This window comes from Bacteroides cellulosilyticus DSM 14838, assembly GCF_000158035.1.
GTDB classification, from domain to species: Bacteria; Bacteroidota; Bacteroidia; order Bacteroidales; family Bacteroidaceae; genus Bacteroides; species Bacteroides cellulosilyticus.
On record NZ_EQ973491.1, the window covers coordinates 1,338,125 to 1,340,240 of the forward strand.

A 2,116-nucleotide genomic window follows, 5' to 3' on the forward strand; every position below is an offset into this window, starting at 1 on the left:
GTTGGTAGATGGATTATTTACATTGACAAGTGTACGGGATGTGGCGAGTGTGTGGATGTTTGCAGTTTGGGACTTCTTTACATAGAGAATGAGAAAGTTAAAATGAAAGAAGAAAGATATTGCAGTGAATGTGAAGATTGTGCCCGTGCCTGTGCATTCAGAGCTATAACCTTTAGATAGTTATACCAAGTGAAGAGTTTCTATCTATTTCTTTTTCTGTTCTTATGCAGTGCTTGTTCTAATTCAGGCAAAAGAGAAGTTTTGGATGAAGAATTATCAAAGATGCCGATATTATCAGTTTCTTTTGATTCTTTGTTATCTGAGGTCAAAAAAATGTCAGATCGAGATAGGGTAGCATCTATGATTAAAATATCGTATAGGAACGAAGAAGAAATAGATGGAATAAAAAAACAGAAACGACTTTTAATGGAGGTTTTACCTTTAAGTTCCGGCAAAAATAGAAAGAAAATTTTACTTCAATTAGTGATGATTTGTAGTAATTTGGATAGATTTGGAGTTACAGGTGCTTATTTAGAGGGACTTAAATGGATAGAAATGCTAGAAGCCAACAATTCATTTTCACAGAAGGAAGAATGGCAAGTGAATGAAATGAAAGCATTATTGCTTAATGAACGGGGAAATCAAGATGAATTTCTTCCTATTTGGTATAAATTATTAAAACAGTATCGTGAGGCCGATAGACCGGAAGATGTGGGCAAGTGTCTTCTAACTATAGCGAATCATTTTGTGATGTTGGAAGATTATGAAAATGCATTACCACTATATAAGGAGGCATATCAGTTGGCATTAGAACATAAATCCATAGAATTACAACAAGTCTCTGGTATTATGTTGATAAAATATTTATGTGGAGCAGGGTATTATTCGGAATCATTGGAATATTATAAAAAACTTAATCAAGAAATAGTATTTAATCTTTCGGTGCAGAATGAAGTTGTAAAGAGCTATATGGAGCTTAATAAGCCTGATAGTGCGCGCATTTACTTAGCTGAAAGGTCATTATCAGATAAAGGTGACAAAATTGCTCTAAACTGCATGATGGCTGAAACTTATACTCTTGAAAAGCAGGAGGATTCCGCTTTTGTATATTTGGATAGGGCTGTGAAATCTTATAAAGAAAAAACGAAGTACTATCAAGGAAAAGATAGAGAGGTCGTTTTACCCGGTTATTTCCTGTCCACTTGTTATTTGTTTGCTGATTTATTATGGAAAAAAGGTAAAGTTCAACAAGCAAATCAATATTATACATTTGTAGAACCTCTAATGAAAGAGGTTGTTAGAACTCCCATTCAGATGGAGTTTCAAATAAAAGCCCTTACCAATTTTAGTTCTTTCTGTCGTGAAACTAAACAATATGAAAAAGCTTTGAGTTTATTAGCTCGACGAGATTCGGTTCTGCAAACGTATTTGGAATTTAAAGCGAAGAACGATAAAAAGAATTATGCAGAGCGTTTAAAGATTCAGGAATTGAAGCATGAGCTTAATGAGAGTGAAGATGTAAATAGAATAAATACACATGTGGCTGCAATCTGTATTTTTCTATTAGTGATTTCTGTAGCAGCTACATTCAAGTCCATATCTATGTACCGTAAGTTGAAGAAACAAGGCGCTGTAAATTATAGACTTCAAGGAATGATTAAGAAATGCGATGAAGGAGATGTGCCTGAATCACATTCTGCATCTATGGATCAATATGAACTTTTATTTTGGCAAGCCTTACATAAAGTTCGTGACGAACAATACTTCCTTAAAAGTGACCTTACGATAGAGACATTGGCTGATGTACTGAATACGAATCGTTCTTATTTATCGGTTAGCATCAATAGATTCTGTGATAAAGGCTTCAGTGTTTGGCTGAATAATTTCCGTATTCAGCATGCTGAACAACTGATGAGAGAAAATCCTTCAATTGCCCTTAAAGACTTGCCGGAACAGTGTGGCTATGCAACCACTGGTACTTTTGTTCGGAACTTTAAGCGGTGTCATAACATGAGTCCAAGTGAATTTATGAATAAACTTCTCATTGAACAAACACTTCCTAAAGTAGAGAAGACTTTTCAGTAAATTGATTATCTTTGAGCACACTAAATGATTC

General features: G+C 34.5%; 2 protein-coding genes. Both read left to right on the forward strand.

The window, feature by feature from the left end:
- The coding region (locus BACCELL_RS26120) for an ATP-binding protein (RefSeq protein ID WP_007213295.1) at positions 1 to 180 on the forward strand (180 nt) is incomplete at its 5' end.
- A gap of 81 nt (positions 181 to 261) precedes the next feature.
- Positions 262 to 2,085, forward strand: coding sequence for a helix-turn-helix domain-containing protein (locus BACCELL_RS17505; RefSeq protein WP_236100710.1), 1,824 nt, complete (start codon positions 262 to 264; stop codon positions 2,083 to 2,085).
- The last annotated feature ends 31 nt before the right edge of the window (positions 2,086 to 2,116 follow it).